The sequence below is a fragment of the Sphingomonas nostoxanthinifaciens genome, from assembly GCF_019930585.1.
In the GTDB taxonomy this organism is placed as follows: Bacteria; Pseudomonadota; Alphaproteobacteria; order Sphingomonadales; family Sphingomonadaceae; genus Sphingomonas_I; species Sphingomonas_I nostoxanthinifaciens.
Genome location: NZ_CP082839.1, coordinates 789625 through 807525, shown reverse-complemented (window position 1 = coordinate 807525; position 17901 = coordinate 789625). Strand labels below are relative to the sequence as shown.

Here is a 17901-nt window from a genome sequence, read left to right as displayed (position 1 = left end):
GTTAAGCTCAGAAGCGCTTCCCGACTTTGATGCCATACATCCGCGGAGGAAGGTATTGTGCTGCGACATAACCGCCCACGGCCCCGCTCGATACGATAGTGCCTGAGACTACCAGCTTGTCCGTCAGATTGTTGACGAACAGGCTGCCATACCATCCGCCAGGCCCGTCATATCGAAGGCTGGCATTGAAGAGAGTGTAAGGTGCCTGGCTGTTGGTTAGATTATTGAACGGCGAGAAATAGACCCGCGACGAGGTGAAGACCTCTCCGCGCAAGGTCAGCGTCCCTGCGGCGGCCTCGGTCGCATACTCCGCCCCGAGCTTTCCGGTCCACTTCGGTGCATTCGACAGGAGGTGGCCCGACTGATCGGGGCTTTGGGCCGCATAAGCCGGATTCGGAGCGGTGTACGACACCAAGCGGGCATGATTGTAGGATCCGAAACCGTCGAAGCTGACATGGGAGCCAGCCTCCAGACGGAATTCGGCCTCGACACCGTCGACCTTCGCCGACGCCGCATTGCGGATTTCCGTGGCGGTGCCCACGATCTGCCCCACCTGCAGATCCTTGTAGTCGTAGTGGTAGACAGCGATGTTGGTGGTAAGAGCGCGGTCAAACCAATCGGCTTTCAGGCCGGCTTCATAGCTCCAGATTGTCTCCGGTTGAAAGGGCTGCGTGACCGCGCCGACGGCGAAGCCGCCGCTCTTGAAGCCCTTTTGCACGTTTACATAGATCATTTGATGCGGGCTAAACTTGTATTGCGCCCCGAACTTGGGGGTGAACGCGTTAAAGCTCGCTGTATTCGGTATGGAAACACAAACGACGCAAGGGAAAGCCTCTCCGGGACGCGCCCTAGTGTTCGTGGGTCCGTTTGTGTAAATTTCCTCACCTTCGACTTTTTTGTGCTCGTCCGAGTATCGGCCGCCGACGGTCATCGTAAATTTAGGCGTAACGTGGTAGCTCAGTTCGCCGAACACAGCGTAAGCGTCGGTGAAGAGCGTACCCCCTTGAAAGACTCGCGATAAGGCTGGTGCAAGGAAAGGTGGGAAGGCCGCATTCGTGCGAGCAAAGTTCCGCTCATGGAAATAGAAGCCGCCGAGAATCCAGTCGAGCTTGTCACTGTGGTGGCCAAGCTGCAGTTCTTGCGAGAAAGTATGGTAGTTCTCCTCCCGCGTTGCGAAGGACCCGAGCTGTGCGGTGCCGTCGAAGTCGCTAAGGAAGTAGGACTTGCCATTCTTGTAGCCCGTCAGAGCCGTGAGATCTGCGAACGGTAGCTCCACCTTGGAAATAAGCGTCACCCCATATTGTTCCGGCCTGTAGCCGGCTTGGATGTCCTGATTGACGTCACGCGGATTGGACGGCAGCGAGAAGCCCCGGTTGATCGCCGCATTGGCGTTGCAAACCGGCGAAACACAGCCGATGAAGTGCAGGGCATTCGCACTGTCATCGCGCTTGAAGTAGTCGCCAATCAGCAGGAAGTTGACGACCTCGCTGGGTCTGAACTCGACCATGCCACGGATAGCGCGGCTTTTCACGTCGTCGACGTCCTTGCCGTTGTAAAGATTGGTCCCCCAGCCGTCGCGGTCCTCCAGCTTGACGGCGACGCGCGCGAGCAACTTGTCGTTCACGATGGGACCGCTGATCGCGCCCTCGACTGAGAGCGCATTATAGTTGCCATATGACAGGTCGATATAGCCCTCGAGCGAATCGGTCGGTCGCCGAGATATAATGTTGATCGCGCCTCCGGTGGAGTTGCGTCCATACAGTGTACCCTGGGGACCGCGCGCGACCTCGACGCGCTCGACGTCGTAGAGCGAGGAAAGAGCGGCGGCAGGCCGGGACTGGTAGATGCCGTCGCTGTTGATGGACACGCTTCCGTCCGCGCCCGCCGTCACGATGTCATAGCCGATGCCGCGTATCGCAACGACACCGGAACCGTTCCGCAGCGAGATATTGACGTTCGGAATCGAGGTTTGAATGTCGGAGATGTTGGTCACGGCCGTGCGCTGGAGCGACGCTCCACCGATGGCCGTGATGGCGAGAGGCGCATCTTGGAGACGCTCCGACCGGCGCTGCGCGGTCACGACAATGTCACCGATCTGCGTGCTTGACGCGTCTTGGGCAGCAGGCGGGGTAGCGGGAATGTTGGTGGCCTGCTGCGCATAGGCTGCCGCCGGAAGACTCAGGCTCAGGATGCTTGTGGTAAGCCGCAGCATTTTGCTGATTGGACGCATTTCAGTTCTCCCCTCCTTAGTGCGAGAGTTGGACCAGCGTCCAATCTCACCGTTCTTTTCGTTCCGTGTCAGGGCGAGAGGGGTGGCGCCGAACGCGGTCAGACAGAATGGTCCGGACCGCCGAAGCAGTAAACCCTTGCACGCTCCTTTATCGGCCGCTTAGCAGTAGCCAAAACAACCGTACGTACGTTCCTAATTGTTGGTGCGGAGTCGGTTGTCAAGCGGATTCGATCGAGCCCCCTCCTCTGGCATAACCGCGTGGGCTATCCCCGCCCAAGTCTTCAGTATGGGCGCTGCCTGGACGCAGCCGCGCGCAAATTCCTGTTTACAATATATAGGAACGTACGTACAGTTATCAGATAAGCGAGTCAGGAGGGGGATTAGTGCGGGGTTTGATGCAGGAGCGACCGCTCATGATCAGCGGCATCCTTTCCTATGCCGCCTCCGCTCACGGAAGCCGCGAGATAGTATCGCGGCTTATCGAGGAGCCGCTGTGGCGCTACGACTATGACTCCTGCGCTGCTCGCGTCGCCAAAACGGCTAATATGCTATTGCATTTGGGAGTTGCCCCCGGCGATCGGGTCACGTCCCTGGCGTGGAATACTCACCGCCATTTCGAATTGTTTTATGCCGTCCCAGGCATCCAGGCCGTTCTTCACACGGCCAATCCACGACTGCACGATGACCAGATAGCGTACACGATCAATCATGCCGGAAGTGTCGTACTGTTCTTTGAACGAAGCTTCCTAGATGTAGTTCAGCGCTTGGCTGAGCGGCTGCCTAACATCCGCCACTACATCATGTTAGTCGACGCGGCGCGGCTCGACCCGGGCAACATCGCAGCGCAGAGCTACGAGGACTTGATCGAGACTTTTCCGATAGAGCATTGCTGGCGGGCGTTTGACGAAAACAGCGCCGCTATTCTTTGCTATACCTCGGGAACCACTGGCGACCCGAAAGGCGTGCTCTATTCGCACCGGTCGGTCACGCTCCATGCGATGGCTGGGGGCTTGAGCGGCGCACTGGCTTTGTCAGCTTTCGATTGTGTTATGCCCTGCAGTTCCATGTATCACGGTACGGCCTGGGGCTTGCCGTATATGGCGCCGATCAACGGCTGCAAGTTAGTCCTCCCATGCGATCGTATGGACGGAACCAGCCTTGACGAATTGATCACGCAAGAAGGCGTCACCTTCAGCGGAGGCGTCCCGACCATCTGGACGATGTACCTCGCGCATCTCGAACAGACCGGCAAATCGACGGGCTCGCTCGAACGACTGGTGATTGGCGGTTCGGCCGTCCCGCGCGCGATGGCGGAGACTTTCCAGCAGCGCTACGGGGTAAAAGTCCGCCAGCTTTGGGGCATGACGGAGACCAGCCCGCTTGGCGTCGTGGCGACGCCGACACCGCAATTGACGGAACTGGGCGAGGAGCAACGGGACGAAATCCTTTTGACTCGCCAAGGCAGGTTACAGTTCGGCATCGAGCTCAAGATCGTCGATGACGCCGGGGCCGAGGTGGCTCGAGACGGTCAGAGCGCCGGCAGGCTTCTGGTGCGCGGTCCTTGGGTCATGGAACGATACTTCAAAAGCGATGCACCGGGAGCGGATGCCGATGGCTGGCTCGATACGGGCGATATCGCCACGCTCGACTGCTTCGGTTTCCTGCGCATCACCGATCGCGCCAAGGATGTCATCAAATCCGGCGGCGAGTGGATCAGCTCGATCGACATCGAAAATGCAGCAACCGCTTGCCCGGGCGTGCGCTTCGCGGGCGTCATCGGAATTTTCCATCCGAAGTGGGAGGAGCGGCCGCTGCTCGTCATCGAGCCGCATGCCGGCGCCGCCGTGACCCCCGATGAGATCAGGGCGTTCCTGTCGGAGCGCATCATCCGGTGGTGGATGCCCGATAACATCCTTCTTGGAGACATGCCGCTGACTGCGACCGGCAAGGTCGACAAGAAACGCCTGCGTGAAATTTACGCGACCTCCCTCGCGGCCAATCAAGGAGCAATACATGCGGGCTAATCCTATCGACGGGTTCGAAGTCGATCCGGCGAGTCTCAAGTCGATCGGCCACGATCTTCAGCGTCCGGAATGCATCTTGGCGGAGCCCGATGGTACGCTTTGGTCGGCCGATGCGCGGGGTGGGGTGGTAAGGATTTCTGCTGATGGCCAGCAAACGCTGATCGCGCAGGGCGATTCAGTCCCGGCGACTGCTGCTGAACAATTCGCCCGGATCGTCAACGAGACGTTGCCCAACGGCATGGCGTTCGCTCGCAACGGAGACATCCTGATCGCCAATTTCGGTACGGACCGGCTCGAACTGATGAAGCGGAGTGGCGAGAGCGAAGTTCTCTACGACAATATCGATGGTCGGCCGCTCGGTCGCGTTAACTTCGTCCTTCGCGACAGCCGCGACCGATTGTGGCTCACCGTTTCGACGCGGCTCCCTGACCTGCCCAGATCGATGACCCCTTCGGTACGAGATGGTTACATCGCGCTTGCGGACGAAAGGGGCATCCGCATTGTTGCGGACGGCCTCCATTTCACAAATGAGATCCGCTTCGATGCGACAGAGGAGTGGCTCTACGTCGTGGAAACGTGCGGGATGCGGGTGGTCCGATTCCGCGTCGGAGCCGATGGCACGCTCCACGGCCGAGAGACCTACGGTCCGGAAAATCACGGTCGCATGATCGACGGCATCGCCTTCGACAGTTTCGGCAATCTTTGGGGCACGCACATCTTCACCGATCGGATCTTCGCTATCACGCCGGCGGGCGATCTCCGGATCATTCTCGACGACGACCGCGATTCCGAGGCCGGACGGCAGTTGCTTCAGGCCTATGCCGAGGAACGGATCACGCCCGAGCTGATGCTTGCCTGCGGGGGCACGGTGGCGCCTTGGATGGCAAGCGTCACCTTTGGGGGGCCAGATCTGCGCGACGTCTATATCGGCAGCCTTAGGGGCACAACAATTCCGTTTTTCCGCTCGCCCGTAGCAGGGGCGGCGCCGGTTCACTGGAATGAGCGGGCGCTGGAGGGCAGCCGATGACGAACAGCCTGGGATTGGCCGGCAAGCGTGTTCTCGTAACCGGGGCGGCGAGTGGTATCGGGCTGGAGACAGCCAGGGTGCTGGCGGAGGAGCAGGCGGTCCTCATCCTGATGGATCGCGACGAGGCGATGCTGGCCGGGATCGCTCGCGAGCTTGGCGCTGTCGCGAGCGCGGGGGGCGACGTGACACGGGAGGAGGATTGCGACGCGATGGTCGCCAAAGCGGCGGTCGCAGCGGGCGGCCTGGACGGGCTGGTCCACTGCGCAGGCATCAGCGACCGCGTCGCCAAAGCGTTCGACATCGATATCGACGAATGGCAGCACATCGTTGATGTTACTCTGCGCGGGACTTTCCTTGCTTGCCGCGCCGCCGCCCGGATCATGGTGCCCCAGCAGCGCGGTTCAATCGTGGCGATGTCGTCCATCCGCGGATTGATCGGCAGCCCCCGGCGTCACGCCTACGGCCCTGCCAAGACTGCGGTCGCGATGATGGCGAAGAACCTCGCTTGCGAATGGTCGCTGAGCGGGGTGCGCATCAATGCAGTGGCACCGGGCTTTATCAGAACGCCGATGACGGACCGCTTGATCGCGGAAGGGAAGCTTGACGAGGGCCTCCTCATCGATCGCACGCCGATGGGCCGGCTGGGTTCCCCGCTCGAGATCGCGCGCGCCACGGCGTTCCTTCTGTCCGACTGGTCAAGTTACATCACGGGCGTGACGTTGCCTGTCGATGGCGGTTGGGTCGCATATGGCGGCGCCGGTCCGGTCGAGGCCCATTGACCACGTTTATCACCATGCATTGCAAGACCGGAGAGCCGCTTTGAAACTGGCAACATTTGTAAAGGATGGCCAGGCAACACCCGGCGTCGTCACCGACGATGGCTGTGCGCTGATCGATATCGTCGCGGGTGCCGTCACTCAGCTAGGCTGGGCGCCCGATCATCTTGCTAGCATCCAGGCTATCGTGGAGGCAGGCGACACGGCGCTCGCCGATATTCGCGAAATCGTTAGGCAGGCGGATGTAGGCCACCTGATCGCGCTCGACGATGTCCGGCTGCTCGCACCGATACCGCGCCCTGTACAAATCCGCGACTTTCTCGCGTTCGAGAAGCACATGATCCAGGCCTATGACGGCATAAGAAAGCTACGGGCCAGCCTGGCGGATGATCCGCTCGCTTATATGGCGATGATGGAGCGCAAGGGCATCCTTCGCGTGCCCGACGCCTGGTATGAGAATCCGCTTTATTACCGCGTTAACCCCGCCAACGTGTGCGCGACAGACACCGACGTTCACTGGCCGGCCTACAGCGACAAAATGGATTTCGAATTCGAATTTGCCTGCGTCGTCGGCAAAGGCGGCAAGGATATCAGCGTCGCTGACGCGCGGAGCCACATTTTCGGCTACATGATCTTCAACGACCTGTCCGCGCGGGACGAGCAAGCGCGTGCAATGCCGGGGCAGATGGGGCCGGGCAAAGGCAAGGATTTCGACAATTCCAAGCCGATGGGTCCGTTCCTCGTCACGGCGGACGAAATCGGAGACCCTTATCGCCTCGCCATGACGGCCCGTCTAAACGGCGAAGTGTTCGTTACCGCATCTTCATCGGAGATGAATTGGCGGTTCGAGGAACTCATCGCCTACATCTCTCAATCGGAAACGCTTGAGCCAGGCGACATCTTCGGATCGGGCACGGTTGGCGACGGATGCACCATCGAGACCGGGCACGTCATCGCCGATGGCGATGTGGTGGAACTGGAGATGGAGAAGATCGGCGTTCTCCGAACGCGCTTCCTGGCCACCGCGCGCGAAGGTGTGCGGCGCATTGCCGTCATGCCGCACAATGTCACCGGCGGACCCGCGGTGACCGCATGACCCGGAGCAAGGTTGGGGGCGGCACCGGCGGCGCGAAGATGCAGGGCGCCTGTTGAGCAAGGAGACTTCTGCGCATGCCCGGTAATCGTCAGATCATAGTAAGGGGCCGTCCGACCTGCATCCCGCAGGCCGAACATTTCGAGCTCGTCGACGGCAATATGCCCTTCGCCGGGGCAGGCGAAATACTAATTCGTAACCTCTTCCTCTCTGTCGATCCCGCCATGCGGGGCTGGCTGGCCGATACCAGCAACTATTCTCAACCAATCGCGATCGGATCGGTGATGCGATCGCTCGCGGTTGGAGAGGTCGTCGAGAGCAACGCGCCCGCCTTTGCGGCGGGTGAGCGCGTGATGGGATGGTTCGGATGGCAGCAGTTCGCCGCTACGACGCCAGATGCGGTGATCCGCAAGGTCGAGGACCGGGACCTGTCCCCATCGCTCGCCTTGGGCGTACTCGGCCTCAACGGCGTCACCGCGCTCCTCGGCCTGGAAAAGGTCGCGCGGCCCACTGCAGGAGACACGGTCGTGGTCTCGACCGCCGCAGGTGCCGTTGGATCGGCCGTAGGCCAAATTGCCAAGCTGCTCGGTTGCCGAACGGTGGGCATAACCGGCGGGGCGGAGAAACTCGCCATCTGTCGTGACGAGTTTGGTTATGACGTGGCGATCGACTATCAGGCGCCTGGACTCGATCAAGCTCTGGCGAACGTCTGTCCGCAGGGCGCGAACGTCTATTTCGACAATACGGCGGGTCCGATCAGCGATACCGTCTATCGGAATCTCGCGCTTCACGCTCGCGTCGTCACCTGCGGTACAGCCTCCGTGTCATCCTGGAACCCAGTCCCCACGGGTCCGCGCATCGAGCGCATCGTCATGACGCGACGCGCGCAAATCGGAGGCTTCGTGGTGCTGGACTATATGGACGAGTTCCAACCAGCCGGCGCTCGGCTCGCGCAATGGGTACGCGAAGGGAAGTTGAAGTACCGTGAGGAGATCGTGGATGGGATCGAAAACTGCCCGGGCGCGATCGCCGACCTGTACGAAGGGCGCAACCTTGGCAAGCGACTGATCCGGTTAGTCTGATGTCGGATCTGGCCCCCTCCGCATCCGGTCCGCTGGCTGGACTTCGTGTAATTGAGTTTGCCGGCATTGGGCCTGGGCCGCATTGCGCGATGCTCCTGTCAGACATGGGGGCTGATGTCCTCCGTATCGATCGCGAAGGTGGAAATGGTTGGCCCAATCCGGTCGTGGACCGGGGGCGTGCCGCCGCGGTTGTTGATATTCGTAGTGCTGAAGGGCGGACATTCTGCCTCGACGCGAGCGACCAGGCTGACGTGGTGATCGAAGGCTTTCGTCCGGGTGTCATGGAGCGCTTGGGACTCGGCCCTGAAGTGATGCGCGCGCGCAATCCGCGTCTGATCTATGGCCGGATGACAGGCTGGGGGCAGGACGGTCCCTTGGCATTCACGGCCGGGCACGACATCAACTATATCGCGCTGTCTGGTGCGCTGGCGGCGATCGGCAGACCGGGGGCGCCGGCGACCGTGCCGTTGAACCTTGTCGGCGACTTTGGCGGCGGCTCCATGTTCCTCGCGGTCGGGATCTTGAGCGCGTTGTGGGAGCGAGGGCGATCGGGCGAGGGTCAGGTCGTCGATTGTCAATCGGCTCGGGAAGTTGACCCCGTATCGGCGTGCAACTTTGACCCCCTTTTCTGATGGGCAGCCGGGTTGTCCCGGTAGTCCACAGGAGGGCCCCACGGCCGGCGCCGCGCGCCGCCACGAGCGCAGGCGGTGACGGCCGTGGGAGGTGCCTGTGGACCCACCGGGTCAACCCGGGGGATGGGGGTCCGGGGGAAGGGTTTCAGGCGGCTTCGCGGTTCTTGAAGCGCCAGCTCTCGTTGCCGGTCTCGACGATGTCACAGTGGTGGGTGAGCCGGTCGAGGAGCGCGGTCGTCATCTTGGCGTCGCCGAAGACCGTGGGCCACTCGCCGAAGGCAAGGTTGGTCGTCACCACCACTGAGGTCCGTTCGTAGAGCTTGCTGACGAGGTGGAAGAGCAGCTGGCCGCCCGAGAGCGCGAAGGGCAGGTAGCCAAGCTCGTCGAGGATGACGAGGTCGAGCCGCGACAGGTGGTCGGCGATGCGCCCAGGGCGCCCGGCACGGGCCTCGGCCTCGAGCTGGTTCACGAGGTCGACGGTGTTGTAGAAGCGGACCCTCGCTCCGGCCCGGACGCAGGCACGCCCCATGGCGATGGCGAGATGCGTCTTGCCCGTCCCGGTGCCGCCGACCAGCACGACGTTGCGCTGCGCCTCGAGGAAGGCACCCGTGCCGAGATCGCGGACCAGGCCTTCGTTGATGCCGGTGCCGGCGAAGTCGAAGTCGGCGAGCTCCTTGGCGAGCGGCAGCTTGGCGGTCGTCATCTGGTAGCGGATGGAGCGGGCCTGCTTCTCGTCTATCTCGGCCTTGAGCAGGTCGCCGACGACGCGCTGAGCGGAGTGCTGCCGCTTCACGGCATCGGCGACGACCTCGTCATAGGCATGGCGCATGCCGACGAGCTTCAGCGTTCCCATCATCTCCAGGATGGCGTGACGTTCCATAGGACCTCCTCAGGCTGTCGTAGCGGGCGCAGTCGGCGACGGGCTCGCGGCCGAGCCGCAGAGCCTCGGGCGTGGCGATGGTGGCGGGAGCGGCGGTCTGGCGCTGGCGGGTGAGCACGTTGAGCACGACGTCGCGGCTGACGGTGCCGCCGGCGAGCGCCTCGGCACAGGCCGCCTCAACGGCATCCAGCCCGTCCGTCGTCACCGCCGCCAGGATGCCCACCATCTGGCGGTCGCCGTCGGCATGGCCCGCCAGCCTCCGCCTGACGCGTTCCAGCGCCACCGGCAGCGGCCAGTCCTTGAAGGGGGCGCCGTTCCTCAACGCGCCGGGCTTGCGTGCCAGGACGGGCACATAGTGCCACGGGTCGTAGACCGTCTGGTCGCGGCCGAAGCGCCGGGCATGCTCGCCGACGACCTCGCCCTCCTGCCGGATGACGATGCGCTCGGCATAGGCGTGCACCTCGACCGGGCGCCCCGCCGCCTTCGCGTGCACCGAGTATTTATTGTAGTCGAAGCGGACCAGCAGCGTCTTCGACACCGCCGCTGGCAGGGCGTGGAAGCCGTCAAAGGGTCCGCGGTAGGCGATGAGCGCAGGCCGGTCGGCCGCCTCGAACACCTGCTGGACCGTGCAGTCCCTGAGCTCGGGATGCGCGGCACGCTGGGCATGGACGGTGCAGCGGTCGAGCAGCCAGGCGTTGAGCTCGTCGTAGCTCCTGAAGCGCAGCCGCGGCGTGAAGAAGCGCTCGCGCACCAGCCCGACCTGGTTCTCGACCTGCCCCTTCTCCCAGCCCGATGCCGGCGTGCATGCCACCGGCTCGACCAGGTAGTGGCCGCACATCTGCTGGAAGCGCCGGTTGTAGCGCCGCTCACGACCGACGAAGATGGCGTCCACCGCGGTCTTCATGTTGTCGTAGATGCCGCGCTGACAGGCGCCGCCGAAGAAGGCGAACGCCCGGTCGTGGGCGTCGAACACCATCTCCTGGCTCTCGCGCGGGTAGGCCCGCACGAAGAACATCCGACTGTGGCAGAGCCGCATGTGCGCGACCTTCACCGTCGTCGTCACGCCCGCCATGACGACGACCTCATGGCTCCAGTCGAACTGGTAGGCCTCGCCCGGCGCAAAGCTCAGCGGCACGTAGGCCGCCGCCGTGACCGCCGACCGCTCACGCTGCCATGCCGTGGCATAGCGGCGAACGGCATCGTAGCCGCCACGGTAGCCTAGCCCCTGAAGCTCCTCGTACACCCGGACCAGCGTCAGGCGCTCGCGCCGCTGCTTGCGCTCGTTGGCCTCCAGCAGCCGCTCGAGATCCGCCGACCATGGCCCAAGCTTCGGCAGCGGCTGCACCGTCCGCTCGTAGGAGAAGTCCGTCTCGCCGGACCGCAGCACCTTGCGCACCGTGTTCCGCGACACCCGCAGGTCGCGCACGATCTCCTTGATGCTCTTACCCTTGACGTAGAACTCGCGCCGGATGCGCGCCACCGTCTCCACGACCAGCATTCTCCCCGACCGCTCCTGCGCAAAGCGCCGGGCGTGAACCGCTCAGTTCAGGGGGGTCAATTTTGCACGCCGATCAGCCCCGAACGGGGTCAACATTGCAGGCCGATTCACACCCTGGCGACGCCAAAAGGCCTTTCGTTCAGACAGGTCTAGCGCTCGGAATTATGCGAATCGCGTTAGCCACGTCGATTCAATGCCTCTTCGGCCAAGGCTGCGAATTGACGGGCTTTTGCCGTCGGCATGCGACCAGCAGGGAAGACGGCCCAGACGTCCACATCACGGATGAACCAGTCCGACAGAACCCGCTCGACGGTGCCGTTCGCGAGTTCGGGCGAGAACATCCAGGTCGACGCGATGGAGAGCCCCATATCGGCCAGCACGGCTTCGCGAACGCCTTCCGCAGCGCTCATCCGCACGCGTCCTCGCATCGCGATCGAGGTGTGAGTGCCATCACGCTCGAACGACCATGTGGTTAGAAGCTGCGTGTAGATGATCGCGTCGTGCGCCGCGAGATCAGCCGGATGCTGGGGACGACCTTTTTGATCGAAATAGGCCGGCGTGGCGACGACATAGAGATGACCGCTGGCGACCTTGCGCGCGACGGCGGCGGAATCGGGCATCGGCCCCATCCGAAATGACAGATCGATCCCCTCGGCGACATGATCGATGACCCGGTCGTCCAGTATCACCTCGATCTCCAAACCAGGATGCTCGGCAAGAAATTTGGGCAATAGCGGCACCAGATGGAGCCGGGCGAATGTGGTTGCCGCCGATATGCGAAGGCAGCCGGCCAGCCCGGCGCCGGCACCGCGCGCGGCCAGTACGGCCTCGTCCGCTTCCTCTATGGCGGCTCGTGCCCTCTCGTAGAAAAGATGTCCCGCCTCCGTCGGGCTCAGCCGTCGTGTCGAACGGATCAGTAAGGCGACCTGCAACCAGTCCTCGAGTTGGGCGATCATCTTCGAGACGGAGGGCTGGCCGACGTTGAGCTGCCTTGCGGCGGCGGAGAAGGAGCCCGTCTCCACAACCCGCACGAACGTCGCCATGGCCTGGTAGCGGTCCACACTCATCTCCTACTTATTCCTGCTGAGCATGGATATTATGCACAGCGCCATTCTTCTAGCGCTGAATTCGCATGGCTAATTCCTCGCACGACGGGAGACGGTCTCCCGGCCCGGCGCGCCGGCGTGGCGGCCCCGGGAGCGCCCGACGAGGAGACAGATCATGGGCCTTCGTGAAAAGCTTGCAGAGTTCAAGGCCAACTTCGAGGCCGGCGGCCCCCCCTACAATGCGCCTGACTGGATCCATGAACCCATGCATCGTGCGACCGACGAACTTGTCGCCTCGGGTGCCGCCGCGAATGCCAGGAAAGCCGGAGACGTTGCCCCATCGTTCGTCCTCAACGATCCCGCTGGCAATGCCGTATCGTCGGACGAACTGCTGGCGAAGGGGCCGCTGGTGGTGACCTTCTATCGCGGCGTCTGGTGTCCCTATTGCAACATGGATCTGCAGGCGCTGGAAGCCGCTCTGCCGGCGTTCCGGGAACTCGATGCCAACCTCGTGGCGATCTCGCCACAAACGGCCCCGAACAGCCGCCGATCGATGCGCGACAACAAGCTGAGCTTCCCGATCCTCTCGGACACGCACAACGCCGTCGCCGACAGTTTCGGCCTGCGCTTCACCCTGCCGGATTATCTGCAGGATCTTTACAAGAACGTGTTCAAGAACGACCTCGCCGTCGTCAACGGCGACGCGAGCTGGACGCTGCCGATGCCGGCCCGCTTCCTGATCGGGCAGGATGGCGTGATCGCCTATGCCGAGGTGAACCCGGATTACACGGTTCGCCCCGATCCCGAAGAGCTGCTGCCAGCCCTGCGCAGCCTCGCCAGGCTGCCTGCCTGACGAGCATATCTTGCCCGCGATCCTCACCCACCAATGGGTGGGGATCGGGTGCCTCCAAAGGTGTCCAAGCCATGTCTCTTCTGTTCACGCCGACCAACGTCGGCCCCTACACCCTTGCCCACCGGGTGGTGCTCGCCCCGCTGACCCGAATGCGCTCCGGCCCCGGCGACGTGCCCGGCGATCTGATGGTTGAATATTATACGCAGCGGTCCTCCCCCGGCGGATTCATGATCGCGGAGGCCACGCCGGTCTCGGTCGGCGGCATCGTCTATGCCGGCGCCCCCGGCATCTACACCGACGCGCAGGAAGAAGGCTGGCGCCGCGTAACCGACGCGGTCCACGCCAACGGCGCGACCATTTTCCTGCAACTCTGGCATGGCGGGCGACAGGCGCATCCCGTTAACATGGGGGGAAAGCAGCCGATCGCCCCGTCGGCGATCCGCTCCCACGAAAAGGCGATCGTCAAGAATCAAACGGGCCGATGGGTCGAGGCCGAGCAGGTGATGCCACTCGCGCTCAAGATTGGCGAGATCGCCGGCGTGGTCGAAGAGTTTCGACAAGCGGCGGAGCGAGCGCAGCGGGCGGGCTTCGACGGCGTCGAACTGCACGCCGCCAATGGCTATCTTCCAGACCAATTCCTGCAGGACAACAGCAACACGCGCGAGGATGCTTACGGCGGTCCCGTGGAAAACAGGGCACGGTTCCTTCTGGAAGTTGTGGAAGCGCTCATCTCGGTGTGGGGCGGCGACCGGGTTGCCGTTCGGCTGGCGCCCAGCGGGACGTTCGGCAATATGGCGGACAGCGATCCGGCCGCGACGTTTGGTTATGTTGCAAACGTGCTCAACCGCTTCGGCCTGGCCTATCTGCACCTGATAGAGCCGCGAATCCGGGGCATCGAGGATGTCGATCCCGGCACGCCGGTTCTCGCCGCCGAGCAACTGCGCAAGGTATTCAATGGGCCGATCGTAGCGGCGGGCGGCTTCACCGCCGAAAGCGCGGAGCGGATCCTGTCAGCCGGTCATGCCGATCTGGTCGCCTTTGGTCGACACTTCGTCTCGAACCCGGATCTCCCGGAAAGATTGCGCCTCGGCTCTCCGCTCAACCCTTATGACCGGAGCACCTTCTACGGGGGCGATCGCAGGGGCTACGGGGACTATCCGGCGGCTTCAATGGAAGTCAGTAGATAGGTTGCCTGAGCGGCGCAGCCATTTGCGCGGTCCTGCGGATGGCCGGCTAAACATTCCCCTTGAGGCTGAAGCCTGAGGCATAGGAAGGGTGAGATTTATCGGCCCCGCTGCAACCGGTCGCGCGCCGACAAGACCCATTTCCGGTCGTTCACGCACACATTCCGCTGCCCGAAACCTGCCGCTTGTTCATGCAAGAGGATTGACCGCTTGAGCGACCCGAGCCGGTCAGCCGGAAACGGCTTATGTTGGGACAAATCTGCCATCCGTAGCGGCCTCGCCAAACGGCGGGTTCAGTCGGTGCCCGCGGGTTCGGGCACCGACGACTTTCCGACGCCTCACGGCGTCCGAAACTCTAACGCAAGCTGCCCGGCAGCTTCAAGTCAGCAAAGACCCAGAATTCGACGCTCAGCCGAATTATCAAGCTTTTCGACTTCCGCCATTCATTCAGCCGTCGGCTTGGCGGCTGTTCCACGGCACACGAAGCATACAACGGAAGCGCATTCGACAAACATGACGAGGGCAGAGGACCATTAGGTACAGCAAAAAGGTTGAGAGCCATGACGCGGGTGAACGGCAGATAGCCGGGTCGTGGAGCACGATGTGCTCGATCTGCGGAACCGGAACAGAAGAAGCTCGGCCTTACCGATCCGCGCTTCTTCCTCGAGCCGGTTCACGGCCCGGGTCATACTTCGACGCAGACCCGCGAGGGATATACTGCGCATTTGCCAAGAGTAGTGCCGTCGCCGCGTCACGGTCGACGGCACGGGAAAACAAGTAGCCCTGGCCGAGCGCGCAGCCGATCTGCTCGACATGGCTGGCCTGCACCTCGGTCTCAATGCCTTCGGCGATCACGCGGATGCCGAGTTGCGTTGCGATGCGATTGACGCCTTCGATGATAACTTCTCCAGCGTCTCCTGGCGTCAAACGATCGACAAAAGACTTGTCGATCTTGAGAATGTCGACGGGAACGGTCATTAGGTGGGTTAGCGAAGCAAAGCCGGTACCGAAGTCATCGAGGGCGACGCGAACACCTTTGTCACGCAGCTGCTTCAACGTATTGGCGACGTTCTGATCCCGTCCTCCCATATAAACGGACTCGGTGACCTCAATAATCACGTGATCGAAGGGGACATCTGCCCTTCCGAACGTCTTAATGAGACGATCGCAGACATTGCCGCCGCTGATGTCAGCCGAAGAGACGTTGATACCAACATGCTGGAAAGGAATTCCCATGTCGAGCCAGCGACGTATATCCGCTGCGACTAAGTCCATCATGTGACCGGTCAGCCTGGCGGCGACATGCACATCGGTTGTGGCTTCATGAAACTCAGCGGCGGAGACGATCCTGTCCCCCACCGTCATTCGGCACAGGGCCTCAAAGCCAACGATCTCCCGCGTGTCGAGGCGGACGACAGGCTGGTAAAAGGCGTGGATTCGGCCCTCATCAAGCGCAATGTCAACGTCTCTGATCGCTGCGAGCCGTCTCATGATCTTCGTGCGGATGCCCGGGTGGTAGCGCTCGAAGAGTCCACGCCCGCTTTCCTTGGCATGATATAAAGCAAAATCCGCATTTTGCCTGACTTGCTCCGGGCTTTCGGTACGGTCGGAGGGCACCGCCCCCCCGATTGTCGCGCGCGGTAAGACCGTATGGCCTTCACAGTTGCACGGTGCAGCAAGAGCCTCGAACACTGCGGTGGCGACGGCGTCGAGATCGCCTCTGGCACTTGAGAAGTCTGCGATGATGGCGAACTCATCTCCTCCCAGACGATACGCTCGATCAGCATGAGAAAGTGCGCCGAGCCGCTTGGCAACTACCCGCAAGAGACAATCACCAGCCTTATGGCCAAATGTATCGTTTACGAACTTGAGATTGTCCAAGTCGACAATCAACAGGCCCCAAGATGTCCAATCGGCATCTTGCAATAAAACAAGCGATGCATCGAATGATGCCCGATTGCGAAGACCGGTGAGCTGATCGACATTGGCCTTGTATTCTTTTTCGGCTTGCCACCTGTCGTGCTCCAGAGCGATGGCGCAAAGACTGACAAGAGTTCTAACAATGTCCTGTTCGAAGAACGAAGGCCCGCGCTGTTCTCGGTAATAGAACGCGAACGTGCCTACGACCTGGCCTTTTCCATTGGGGATGGGACTGGACCAGCATGCCTGAAGCTCGCCCGATATGCCGAAATCCCGATACTTCGCCCAGCGTTGGTCGGTCGAGATGTCGATCGTAACAACAGGACTGTTCAGGTACGCGGCGGTGCCGCAGGTACCGCAATCCGGTCCGATCGCTTGACCATCAAGGGCTTGTGCAAAGCCGTTCGGCAGACTTGGACCACCAATCGGATGCACTTTGCCGGCCGGATCGACGCTGAGCACTGAACAGAGCACGTCCGGGAAAATGCGCTCCACCTCACGACACAGACGATCGGCAATCGCCGTCAATGCCTCGCCGTGTGCGATCATTTGAAGGATGATGTTGCGCAACTCGAGTTCCGCGTTGATCCGCGCAAGCCTATCCTCCGTTTTCCTGCGACTGGTGATGTCCAAGGACGATCCGATGACGCCGATCACCTCGCCGGCTGCGTTTCGCCAGGGCGTTTTGCTGGAAAGCCATATCGCCGGCTCGCCATCCGGCTTGCGAACCTCTTCCTCGATCTGCTCGGCGACGCCGGATGCCATGATCCTCCGATCATTCTCCATGATGACGGCGGCTTGTTCCTTATCGTCGAGATATTCCGCGTCGGTTTTGCCGATGAAGAAGGATTGCGGCTTGCCGATCAGATCGGACGTGCCGTTGTTGGCAGCACGCATTCGTCCTGCCTGATCCTTGGCGTAGAGGACACCGGGGATGGCATCCAGAAAGGCACGTAGCAGGTCCCGCTCGCTCGACAGCGCCTTCTCCGCGCTCTTCTGCGCCGTGATCTCCGTATTCACCCCAAACCAGCGAGCGACCGCACCGGAGGAATCCCGAACCGGTTGGATTCGGGTCAGGAATGGCCGGAAGACGCCGTCCTTTCCCAACAGAGGAAAGGTCATCTCGAAAGGCTGAGCGGTAGCGATCGCGTCAGTCCAGGCGCTCATTACGCTGGGGAGAAGCTCGGGATCGTGAACCGCCTTCCAGCCCCAGCCCTCCATATCCTTGGGTGTGGTACCGCAGTATTCGTGCCAGCGTCGATTGTACCAGACGATATAGCCATCACCGTTAGCGATCCAGCAAAGCGTCGGAATGTTGTCGGCCAGCATCCTAAACACCTTGTCGTCCGGAATCTCGGAAGCGAGCGGGTCGAGCTTATGGGCAAACGCCACTTCGGATCGCCAGAATGTCTGCTCGAAGCGGTCCAATTCTCCCACGGTGTCGCACTTGGGCGCATCTGCCCCCTCACTACTCCCCGTTGAGTTCAAGTGCTCGGCCACCGAATTGCTCCTCGCCAGACCGGCGACGCCGCTACTGCGGAGGCAAACTCCTGACAGTCCGCGGCGTCTTTTCTTTGCGATAACCATTTGACAGTCTTATTCTGTCACTATCCTAGCGGCTTATCGACCGCCTTTAAACCGTGTCTCGTCCATTTT

General features: G+C 61.9%; 12 protein-coding genes and 1 pseudogene. 8 read left to right on the top strand and 5 right to left on the bottom strand.

The annotated features are described in order from the left end of the window. Positions 1–7: 7 nt before the first annotated feature. A complete protein-coding gene (locus K8P63_RS03655; RefSeq protein ID WP_223798517.1) occupies positions 8–2230 on the bottom strand; it encodes a TonB-dependent receptor in 2223 nt (740 codons plus the stop codon). Between the two features lie 413 nt (positions 2231–2643). Between K8P63_RS03655 and K8P63_RS03650 the strand changes: the two genes are divergently transcribed. The 6 genes and pseudogenes from K8P63_RS03650 to K8P63_RS03625 form a co-directional block, all read left to right on the top strand. Then, a complete protein-coding gene (locus K8P63_RS03650; protein WP_263282679.1) occupies positions 2644–4254 on the top strand; it encodes a long-chain fatty acid--CoA ligase in 1611 nt (536 codons plus the stop codon). Next, complete coding sequence (locus K8P63_RS03645) at positions 4244–5281, top strand: SMP-30/gluconolactonase/LRE family protein (RefSeq protein WP_223798516.1); 1038 nt, start codon at positions 4244–4246, stop codon at positions 5279–5281. Before K8P63_RS03650 ends, K8P63_RS03645 begins: the two co-directional genes overlap by 11 nt. Then, a complete protein-coding gene (locus K8P63_RS03640) occupies positions 5278–6060 on the top strand; it encodes an SDR family NAD(P)-dependent oxidoreductase (RefSeq protein WP_223798515.1) in 783 nt (260 codons plus the stop codon). Before K8P63_RS03645 ends, K8P63_RS03640 begins: the two co-directional genes overlap by 4 nt. A 40-nt stretch (positions 6061–6100) precedes the next feature. Further along, positions 6101–7153 (top strand): fumarylacetoacetate hydrolase family protein, encoded by a 1053-nt coding sequence (locus K8P63_RS03635; protein ID WP_223798514.1) that lies wholly within the window; start codon positions 6101–6103, stop codon positions 7151–7153. 74 nt (positions 7154–7227) lie between these two features. Next, complete coding sequence (locus tag K8P63_RS03630) at positions 7228–8232, top strand: NADP-dependent oxidoreductase (protein ID WP_223798513.1); 1005 nt, start codon at positions 7228–7230, stop codon at positions 8230–8232. Next, positions 8232–8804 (top strand): annotated as a pseudogene (locus K8P63_RS03625) (CoA transferase); the annotation flags it as partial. The gene K8P63_RS03630 and the pseudogene K8P63_RS03625, both read left to right, overlap by 1 nt. Positions 8805–9009: 205 nt before the next feature. Here K8P63_RS03625 and istB read toward each other — a convergent pair. From istB to K8P63_RS03610, 3 genes are all read right to left on the bottom strand, one after another. Next, a complete protein-coding gene (gene istB, locus K8P63_RS03620) occupies positions 9010–9744 on the bottom strand; it encodes an IS21-like element helper ATPase IstB (RefSeq protein WP_223796966.1) in 735 nt (244 codons plus the stop codon). Next, positions 9677–11242 (bottom strand): IS21 family transposase, encoded by a 1566-nt coding sequence (gene istA, locus K8P63_RS03615; RefSeq protein ID WP_223796967.1) that lies wholly within the window; start codon positions 11240–11242, stop codon positions 9677–9679. The genes istB and istA overlap by 68 nt, the downstream gene beginning before the upstream one ends. A gap of 176 nt (positions 11243–11418) precedes the next feature. Next, positions 11419–12303: a LysR family transcriptional regulator gene (locus K8P63_RS03610; protein ID WP_223798512.1), complete on the bottom strand. Its 885-nt coding sequence runs from the start codon at positions 12301–12303 to the stop codon at positions 11419–11421. Positions 12304–12463: 160 nt separating this feature from the next. Between K8P63_RS03610 and K8P63_RS03605 the strand changes: the two genes are divergently transcribed. Together K8P63_RS03605 and K8P63_RS03600 are read left to right on the top strand one after the other, a co-directional pair. After that, a complete protein-coding gene (locus tag K8P63_RS03605) occupies positions 12464–13141 on the top strand; it encodes a peroxiredoxin-like family protein (RefSeq protein ID WP_223798511.1) in 678 nt (225 codons plus the stop codon). Positions 13142–13212: 71 nt separating this feature from the next. Further along, the gene (locus tag K8P63_RS03600) at positions 13213–14328 is read left to right on the top strand and encodes an alkene reductase (protein WP_223798510.1); all 1116 of its coding nucleotides are present in this window, start codon (positions 13213–13215) and stop codon (positions 14326–14328) included. 639 nt (positions 14329–14967) lie between these two features. Here the strand turns inward: K8P63_RS03600 and K8P63_RS03595 are convergent. Further along, positions 14968–17745: a sensor domain-containing protein gene (locus K8P63_RS03595; protein ID WP_223798509.1), complete on the bottom strand. Its 2778-nt coding sequence runs from the start codon at positions 17743–17745 to the stop codon at positions 14968–14970. Positions 17746–17901 lie beyond the last annotated feature (156 nt).

Excerpts from the sequence above, each read along its gene's own strand:
- K8P63_RS03645 (WP_223798516.1), top strand. The coding sequence starts at position 4,244 with ATGCGGGCTAATCCTATCGACGGGTTCGAAGTCGATCCGGCGAGTCTC.
- K8P63_RS03655 (WP_223798517.1), bottom strand. The coding sequence starts at position 2,230 with ATGCGTCCAATCAGCAAAATGCTGCGGCTTACCACAAGCATCCTGAGC.
- K8P63_RS03630 (WP_223798513.1), top strand. The coding sequence starts at position 7,228 with ATGCCCGGTAATCGTCAGATCATAGTAAGGGGCCGTCCGACCTGCATC.
- K8P63_RS03605 (WP_223798511.1), top strand. The coding sequence starts at position 12,464 with ATGGGCCTTCGTGAAAAGCTTGCAGAGTTCAAGGCCAACTTCGAGGCC.
- K8P63_RS03600 (WP_223798510.1), top strand. The coding sequence starts at position 13,213 with ATGTCTCTTCTGTTCACGCCGACCAACGTCGGCCCCTACACCCTTGCC.
- K8P63_RS03650 (WP_263282679.1), top strand. The coding sequence starts at position 2,644 with ATGATCAGCGGCATCCTTTCCTATGCCGCCTCCGCTCACGGAAGCCGC.
- K8P63_RS03640 (WP_223798515.1), top strand. The coding sequence starts at position 5,278 with ATGACGAACAGCCTGGGATTGGCCGGCAAGCGTGTTCTCGTAACCGGG.
- istB (WP_223796966.1), bottom strand. The coding sequence starts at position 9,744 with ATGGAACGTCACGCCATCCTGGAGATGATGGGAACGCTGAAGCTCGTC.
- istA (WP_223796967.1), bottom strand. The coding sequence starts at position 11,242 with ATGCTGGTCGTGGAGACGGTGGCGCGCATCCGGCGCGAGTTCTACGTC.